The organism is Phocaeicola sp. (assembly GCF_048170425.1).
In the GTDB taxonomy this organism is placed as follows: domain Bacteria; phylum Bacteroidota; class Bacteroidia; order Bacteroidales; family Bacteroidaceae; genus Phocaeicola.
In genome coordinates this window covers 1-9259 of record NZ_DBEXBB010000236.1, presented here as the reverse complement: position 1 = coordinate 9259, position 9259 = coordinate 1, and the positions used below count along the sequence as shown (strand labels likewise).

Below are 9259 nucleotides of genomic sequence, written 5' to 3'. Positions count from 1 at the left end.
TAGATAAAAATATGTCATATTATAGTTTTTATATACCTTTGCAACCTAAATTATTAATATGTATAGGGGGTATGAATATAAATTCATTTTATGTGATTTTTAGCATTGATAATCAGGATCTGGTATTTCGCAATGTGAAATCACGTGATTCATATTAGTATGTCTATTAAGCTCTGGAGAGAGCTTTAATGGATGATACTGTTCATCCTTTTTTCTGGAGAATACTTCTTAATTAGGAATGTGTTTTTCTGTGCATATTTGGCTGCGCTTGACAGTGGGGCTAGTGTGGCTATTTTTTTGTATTTAGTTGTATTTTTTTATTTAATCATTAATTTTATAACAGGCGAAAGATGAAAAGATTTAGTCTTTGGTTACTCTTTTTTGCTGTATTAGGTATTCAGTCAATCTTGGCTCAGTCGTATGTGGTCAAGGGAAATGTGGTGTCAAAAACGGGGAATGAGCCACTGATAGGAGTATCTATTTTGCAGAAAGGAACTACTAATGGAGTGGTTACCGACATTGACGGTAACTATGAGTTGCAGATTCAGGGTGGTGAAACCACTTTGGTCTTCTCTTATATCGGTATGCAGACACAGGAACTGCGAGTGAATTCCCGTACAGGCATATTGAATGTGGTAATGGCAGACGACTCACAGCTGATAGATGATGTGGTAGTCGTGGCGTATGGTGTGCGTAAGAAAGGTACCATTGCAGGTTCTGTGTCGACTGTGAAAAGTGAAAAACTGGAAAATGTGCCTACTGCCAGCTTTGACCAGGCATTGCAGGGACAGACACCGGGTTTGACCGTGATGGCAGCTTCTGGTGAACCTAGCCGTGCAGCCACTTTCCAGATTCGTGGTACAAACTCTATTAACTCTGGTACTACTCCGTTGTTTATCTTGGATGGAGTTCCTGTAGAGTCATCAAGCTTTAATTCAATCAGTCCTAGTGACATTGAAAGTATTTCAGTGCTGAAAGATGCTTCTTCTACTTCTATCTATGGTGCCCGTGCCGCAAACGGTGTAGTGGTGATTACCACTAAGCGTGGACGTAATGTAGGAGATGCCAATGTGACTTTCCGTGGTCAGTGGGGGTTCTCACAGCTGGCCGGAAGTAACTGGGATATGATGAATACGGCAGAACGTATACAATATGAAAAAGAAATAGGCCTTGACCTCGGTGATGAGTATTATGATAAGGTAAGAGGTATAGACGTAAACTGGATGGATGAAGTGTTTAACAACAATGCTCCTACCCAGAGTTACGAACTTGCCGTGAATGGTGCTACCGAAAAAACGAACTATTATGTGTCGGGAGGATTCTTTGATCAGGATGGTATTACCTTCGGTTCTTCTTTCCGTCGTTATAATGTGCGTGCCAATGTAGAGAACCGTGCAAAAGAATGGTTGAAACTGGGAACAAGTACCATGCTTGCATATCAGGAAACACAGCAGGCTGTGGATGGAGATTACGCCATTTATGCGCCGATTTCAGCATCACACTTTATGTTGCCTTACTGGAATCCTTACAATGAAGATGGTTCTTTGGCTTCTACTAATGATGGAACCTGGAAAGGAAGTGGAGTAAACCCTATTGAATGGTTGACTAACAATCCGATTACATATAAAACCTATAAAGTGATTTCATCGGTTTTTGCTGAAGTGACTCCAATTGAAGGACTTACAATCCGTTCTCAGTTTGGTGTGGACTATTCACATGATACTGCTTTCTCTACCTCTACTCCAAGTTATTCTTTGAATGCAGGATTAGGTAGTGCTGGACGCTCATCGTTAGATGACCTGACTCTGACCATTACCAATACGGTTAATTATCGCTTTAACCTGAAGAACCGACATGATTTTAATTTTATGCTGGGTCAGGAAGGGGTGAATTATCATTCAGAGAATTTCAATGTTACTACAAGCAAGCAGAACAATGACGCACTGGTAAATCTTTCGTCAGGTTCATTTGCAGCTTCATGGGGTGATTCTACTACGGAATATGCTTTCTTGTCTTTCTTTGGACGTGGTGAGTATAACTTAGATGGCAAATATTATGCAGACTTCTCTGTACGTGCAGATGCTTCTTCACGTTTTGGTAAAGACAACCGTTGGGCTGGTTTCTGGTCTGTAGGTCTGATGTGGGACTTCAAGAAGGAAGAATTCTTTAAGGGTTATGACTGGCTAACCAATGCCCAGCTGACGTTCAGTACGGGTACCTCTGGTAACTCTTCTATTTCTAACTATGAGCATCTGGCTTTGGTGACAGGTAGTTCCAACTATCTGGGTGAAACAGGAATCAAACCTTCACAGCGTGGAAATGAGAATCTTACTTGGGAAAAACTTTGGACAACTAACGTGGGATTGCGTCTGGGTTTCTTTGACCGTATAAACTTTACAGCCGAATTTTATAATAAGCTGACTACTGACATGTTGATGCAGGTGCCTGTGAGCTATGCCGATGGAGGTTACGGAGCTTATTGGGACAATGTAGGTGCAATGGTTAACCGTGGTATTGAATTGTCGGTAGATGCAGACATTATCCGTACAAAAGATTTTACCTGGAATGTGTTTGCTAATGCTTCTTTCAATAAGAACAAGCTTACAGAACTTTATAACGGAATTGATCAGTATGTAGACAGTAACGTAAACATGTATGCAGTAGGACACGACGTAGCAAACTTCTACATGGTACGTTATGCAGGTGTGAATCCGGCGAACGGTGATGCACTTTGGTACACTAAAGACGGTGAGATAACTAATGTGTTCAGCGAAGAAGACCGTGTGTTGATTGAAGGAAAGAGCTTCATTGCTCCTTGGCAGGGCGGTTTCGGAACGACTCTTTCATGGAAGGGCTTGATGCTTTCTGCACAGTTCAGCTGGATGGCAGACCGTTGGGCTTACAACAATGACCGTATTATGGATGAAAGTAATGGTTTGTATACTTCTTACAATCAGTCAAAACGTTTGCTTTATGACCGCTGGAAAGAACCAGGAGATGTGACAGATATTCCTCGCCATGGAATCACACCTCAGTTTGATACGCATTACCTGGAAAATGCTTCTTTCTTGCGTTTGAAGAACCTGATGCTTTCTTACAATCTACCTCAGAGTGTATTGAAAAGTACGAAATTCTTTAACGGAGCACGTGTATATGTACAAGGACAGAACTTATTGACATTTACTAAGTTCACCGGACTCGATCCAGAATTTTCTTCTAACATATACCGTGCACAGTATCCTATGTCACGTCAGTTTACTTTGGGCGTAGAATTGAATTTTTAAAAGCTGAAGACAACGATGAGAAACTTTAAAATATATTTATTAGGAGTAGCGGCGATGCTGTTCTCTACTTCATGTTTGGACAAGGACCCTACACATGCTATTCTGGCCGATCAGTCCATTACTACAGTGGAAGAAGCCAATCAGGCTGTCATGGGAATTTACTCAGACTTCATGAGTCGTTATCTGTATAGTGGTAATCTGACTTTGTTGCCTGATATCCAGTCAGATTTGGTATATGCTGTAAATGGCTATTCCAATACTTATGGTGATATCTGGCGCTGGAACATCAATCCTACCAATGCAGATATTGAAGCCGTTTACGGTTCACTTTATAAAGTAATTGGTGACTGTAACTTCTTTTTTGAACAAGTGGCTAAATGGGAAAATGACATTGTAGATGATGATGCTTACGAGAAACTGGAAGCGTATAAGGGAGAAGTATATTTTGCCCGTGCTCTGGCTTATTCAGAATTAATCAAATGTTTCTGTAAAGCATACGATCCGGCTACTGCTAAGGATGAACTGGGGGTAGTGCTTGTGTCAAGCTATTCTAACCCGGGCGAAATGAAGCGTGCCTCTTTGTATGATTCATATCAGTTTGTCCTGAATGATTTGGCAAAAGCTTATGATTATATGGAGCCGGATGAAGGTACTACGCTTGTGGCATCTGACTATTATGATTCGCCCTATTTTAATGAATTTACGGTGCAGGCCCTGATGGCTCGTGTATACCTCTATATGCAGGATTGGGATAATGCCATTAAGTATTCATCGAAATTGATTGACAGTAATTTGTATCTGCTTTCAAGTGCTACTACAGTCTATACGAACGACATGTCATATTATGACTATATGTGGAAATATGATGCCTCTACTGAGACCATCTGGAAAGTCGGTTTCTTGCCCACATCCTATGGTGGTGCCTTGGGACAGGTGTTCTTGAATTTTGATGAAATCAGTTATCGTCCGGATTATGTGCCTGGGCAAGCTGCGCTGAACACGTATGAGGGAAATGACTTGCGTTATGTTTCTTTCTTCCAGAATATGCCGACCGGATATTCTCATGGCTTGGTTTGGCCATTGCTGATGAAGTATTATGGAAATATGGAGTTTGTTTCTAATTATCGTATTTATCATGTGAATATGCCGAAAGTATTCCGCTTGTCAGAGCAGTATCTGATTCGTGCCGAGGCATATTGCCAGAAAGAAGACTTTGCAAAGGCATCTGCTGATATTTCTACTTTGCGCCAGGCACGCTACCAAACGTATGGCTCTGCTACTCTGACTTCAGAAAACTGGCTGGATGAAATTGACAAAGAGCGTCTTCGTGAATTGTTTATGGAAGGATTCCGCTTGCAGGATTTGAAGCGTTGGGGAAAAGGCTTTGAACGTAAGCCTCAGGAACAAAGTGTGAGCGATGGAAGCAGTCTGAAAATAGAGGCTGGAAATCCGTTGTTTGTATGGCCAATTCCGCAGCATGAACTTGACTTGCCGGGTTCTGCCATTGAACCGAATGAAAGTAATAAATAACGAATAATATAAAGGAATAACGATGAAAAGATTTTTCGGAAAATTGGGAATAATTGCCTTTGCTGCCACATTGTTTGTTGGATGCAGTGAAGACCGTGTTTCCTATGCAGGTCCTGATTATGTGATGTTCTCTGATTCGTTGCAGACCATTGCTATACAAAACTCAGAGACCTATTATGATATTCCTATATCTGCTACTACGGCATGTGATTATGATCGTACGTATGCCGTAGAGGTAGTCGATAAGGGAAGTAATGCCATTGAAGGATTACATTATGAACTGCAGTCGAATTCTGTTACCATTAAAGCTGGAGAATTGGCTTCTTCTGTAAAAATCAAAGGCTTCTATGAGAACTTTGAGGATACGGATTCTTTGGGTATCAATCTGAGATTGGTTGCACCACAAGAAAAAATTTGGGATATATACGGGGATGAAACAAAGGTGCAGTTTGTAAAGATTTGCCCGTTTGATATTCAGCGTTTTGTAGGATATGCTAAGGTCACTTCTAATTTCTTTACGGACTATATGCAGAATACGGAATTCCGCCTGGTGACTGTTGAACAAGATCCGGAAAAAGAGAACGGGGTTATTATCAATGATTTCTTCTTGGATGGAATGGATTTGAAAATCAGTTTCAATACGCAGAAACCCCTTGAACCTAAGGTGGAAATGGAAACTCAAGCGGTTACCAAGTTGTCAGAGATTAGTGGTGGAGCGGTATTGGGAACAGATATGGTTTTGGCTGTGCCTTATACAGGAGTAGTTTCATACTTTAATGTATGTCAGGGGTTTGCTCTGTTATATCACACTTTCTATGTGGAGGGATATGAGTCAGCTGGTCCGATAGGTACATACCCGACTGTAGTTGAATGGATTTCTGAAGAAGAATATAATTATCTGAAGAAACAAGGATATTAACACGTAATGTCAAAAGAATAGACGTATGAAATATATAAACATATTATCAAAAATGTGGCTTATGGCTGTAGCTGCGATGGTTGTAGCTTGTTCTGAGGATGAAGGGTCACCTGTGACTCCTTCTTTCCCAGAAGAAGAACAAATCCTCTCGGTGAAAGCGGGAGAGTCTGTTGAAATCGTTTTTGATGCCTCAATGGATTGGAAACTGTATTCTTCAACTTTGTGGTGTAGATTCTCTAATGGAATGACTTCTATTAGCGGACAGGCTGGAAAGCAGACCGTACAGGTGTCTGTAAATGAAGACATGCTGAATTATGGAGAAATGCAGGCCGAAATTACCTTGAAGCAGGGTGATGTGGAAAAGGTCATTGCAAAACTGACTCGGCAGGGTGAAATGTTGCTGGCTGTAGGTGAAGAAGGTGAAATCTTTACGGAAGAAGCTCCTTTATTGTTGAATTTTTCTAGAACAAGTACCACTTTGAGCTTTACTGAGAGTTTTACGTTGAATTTCCCTTGGGAATTTGATCAAGCTTCATTGCCGGAATGGTTAGCTGTAAAGAACCCACCAGTGAAGGGAGACATGCACCAGCAGGCAAAACTTACTATGGAGATTACAGATGATTATTTGGCAAATGAATGGACAGGAAGCCTTCGCTTCAAGATGCAGGGAGAAGAACGTTATGCAGATGTACCTGTAAAATATACTGGATTGCCTGTCGATGAGCTAGTTATCAGAGGAATTTCTACGAAGTGGAACTGGAGTGTTTCAACGGATGGACTGCAATACTGGACAGGCGGATTGACAGAAGGTGATGACGAACCTGAAAAACTTTCTTTCCCATTGTCATTTAGAGTTTTAGCAAAGAACAGTGAATATGTGGTGAAGTCTGTTTATCAGGATGGAGACTATCTTTGGATAGATGGAGTTGATGGAGCAAAAGCATTCTTTGATATCAAAGATGATGCTCATGGGAATTTGGAGTTGTGTGATGTGCAGGAAAATACATCAGCTAAAAGAAGAGGTTATATACTGGTATTCCCTAAAAGTGTGTATGATGAACTTTCTCATGGAGGTACATGGTCTGATATGAATACTTTGTTAAATCCTGAGGGAACGGATCTTTCTGAGGATGTGAGTGATGAATATATTGTGATGGTATTTGATCAGGAAAGTTCACAAACTTCTTCTGTTGTTCCTGTGAAAGTAAATGTAAATGGTGAAGGTGATATCGAAGCTACCCAGGGCATGGGAGAAATCTTGAATCCGGATGTGCTGGAGGCTGTTAATCAACTTTATTTTGCAGATAATGAGAATAAGAATGATTATATATTTAATTATTCTGTATCGGCAAAGAGCGAGGTAATCATTACTCCTTATATCAAAAACTACTTTGGTGAAAATTCTCCTATCGGTTCATGTGAAGTAAGATCTTTCTCTAATCCATGGAGCCCAGATTCATCAATTGCGGTAAGCAAAGAAGGGGATACTTATGAAAATAGTAATGTGTATTTCCAGTGTGGAAATGAATCTTTGCTTGTTATATTTAAAGATGATTTTGGAATGGTTTGTAAAGTATTGATATTAAATATCCAATAAAATGCATGATATGATTAAGAAACTAAGAAATATACATGTGATCTGTACTAACCTGATTCTTCTGTCGTTGTTATTTTTAGGTTTTGGATGTAATGATGACAAAGAAGTGTTTCAGACCGGTAACGGTTATGTACAGTTTAAGGTGTACAAGAGCGCATCTTATGTAAAAGATGAGGCCTCTCGTGCAGGTGGAAATGTACTTGATTCACTTTATGAGGCAAATAAAGTGAAAGTAGTATTGAGAAGCAATGATTATGACTTCTCTCAGACACTTATGTTGCATGCGTATGATGAACAAAGTGCAGAATACGGTTTGCGTAGTGACAAACTGGAATTGCAGCCGGGTGAATATACTGTGGTAGGTTTTTATCTTTACGATAGAGCAGAGAAAGAGCCTATTTTTGCCGGTATCCCGTCTGAAAAAACAACCTTCACAATTGTAAGTGGGGGGCTTGTTATGCAGGACCTGCTGGTTGATGCAATAGGTAAAGGTATAGTAAAGTTTGAATTGATAAAGAATATTCAGGCATCTCGTGGTGCAAGTGATTCTGAACCCTATCCATTTAGCGATATTAATAAAGTGGATATAAAGGTTCAGAATATGGATACCAAGGAAACTCAGGAGTTTAAGTCTTTGGGCGTAACGTATGTAGAAGACTTTGATGGTCAGGGTATCGGTTATCGTACTTCTGTAGGTAAGATTGATTCACTCGTTGCAGTTGAGGTAGGAACTTATAAGATTCTTTCGTATGCGGCATATAACCGTAATGAACTTCTGCAATATTTTAATGATGAAGTATTAGGTGAGGCTACATTTACGGTCACTGATAACAAGCAGACGGAAGCAAAAGTACCTGTTACTATATTGGAAACAGCAGCAAACATAAAAGACTATTATAATCTTCGTACTTTGTGGGAGCAGTTGGGAGGTTCAAACTGGTCTTATGTAGGTGAAAGCTATCCGCAAGGAACCAACTGGGATTTTGATAACAAAGATGTGGACATGTGGGGCGACCAGCCGGGAGTAAGCCTTGATAAGAATGGCCGTGTTATAGGTTTGTCTATTGGTGATTTTAATCCGACAGGAATAGTGCCTGATGTGATTGGTGAGTTTACAGAACTTCAAAGTCTGGCTTTAGGTACACACAATGATAAATTGCGCCCCGGGGAAAATCCGTTGGCTGATTTAAAGGGTGGTTTGACTCCTGCAGTTCTTGAAAAGCTTCGTTCTGACTACATGGATAATTTTGCATTGCGTGATTCCAGACAGGACTGGGATGTGCAGATGCAACGCTGTATGGTAGAATCTGGGCAACCAGCCATTAAGAAATCCATAGTACAGCCTAAGGATGTAATTCATGGTGACATGACCAACGGTATTACAGGTATCAGTGAAGCAATTGGAAAGTTGCAGAAACTTGAAGTGTTATATATTGCCAATTCACCTATTGCAAGTTTGCCGGATGCTTTAGGCAATCTGGAAAGCTGCACAGATCTTGAGATTTACAACTGCTCGCACTTGACAGTATTCCCTGCCCAATTGGCTAGAATGAAGAACCTGACTCAGTTGAATATGGCAATGAATCCTCAACTGGCAGCAGCGTTCCCAGATGGAATTAAAGCATTGGCAGAAGGTGAAGCTGGCAAATCTTTGCAGATTCTTTATTTAGGCTATAATAATATCGCATCTTTACCTGTAGAAGTTTCTAAGATGAAGAAGTTGGGTAAGATTGATATGATATACAATAAGTTGACAGCTCTTCCTGCTTTTGGGAAAGATGTGAATTTGGTCCAGGCGACTTTTGATTATAATAAGATTGCAAGTATTGCTACAGATGCAAATGGTATATTTTGTGGCATGGACGATGTGGAGTCGTTATCTTTTTCACATAATGAATTGACAGAATTCCCTGATATATTTGATGCAAG

Annotated in this window: 5 protein-coding genes; all 5 read left to right on the top strand. The window is 40.3% G+C overall.

All coding sequences use genetic code 11. The features are described 5' to 3' along the window. The first annotated feature begins 350 nt into the window (after window positions 1-350). Entirely contained in the window at window positions 351-3284 is a 2934-nt protein-coding gene (locus ACMJ0U_RS09430; RefSeq protein ID WP_417129712.1) for a SusC/RagA family TonB-linked outer membrane protein, read from the top strand. Between the two features lie 15 nt (window positions 3285-3299). Further along, window positions 3300-4814, top strand: coding sequence for a RagB/SusD family nutrient uptake outer membrane protein (locus ACMJ0U_RS09425; RefSeq protein WP_417129711.1), 1515 nt, complete (start codon window positions 3300-3302; stop codon window positions 4812-4814). A gap of 22 nt (window positions 4815-4836) precedes the next feature. Continuing rightward, complete coding sequence (locus tag ACMJ0U_RS09420) at window positions 4837-5733, top strand: DUF4984 domain-containing protein (RefSeq protein ID WP_417129710.1); 897 nt, start codon at window positions 4837-4839, stop codon at window positions 5731-5733. Window positions 5734-5758: 25 nt separating this feature from the next. Then, the gene (locus ACMJ0U_RS09415; protein WP_417129709.1) at window positions 5759-7330 is read left to right on the top strand and encodes a DUF5003 domain-containing protein; all 1572 of its coding nucleotides are present in this window, start codon (window positions 5759-5761) and stop codon (window positions 7328-7330) included. Between the two features lie 10 nt (window positions 7331-7340). Continuing rightward, a partial coding sequence (locus tag ACMJ0U_RS09410; protein WP_417129708.1) for a DUF4458 domain-containing protein occupies window positions 7341-9259 on the top strand: 1919 nt, incomplete at its 3' end.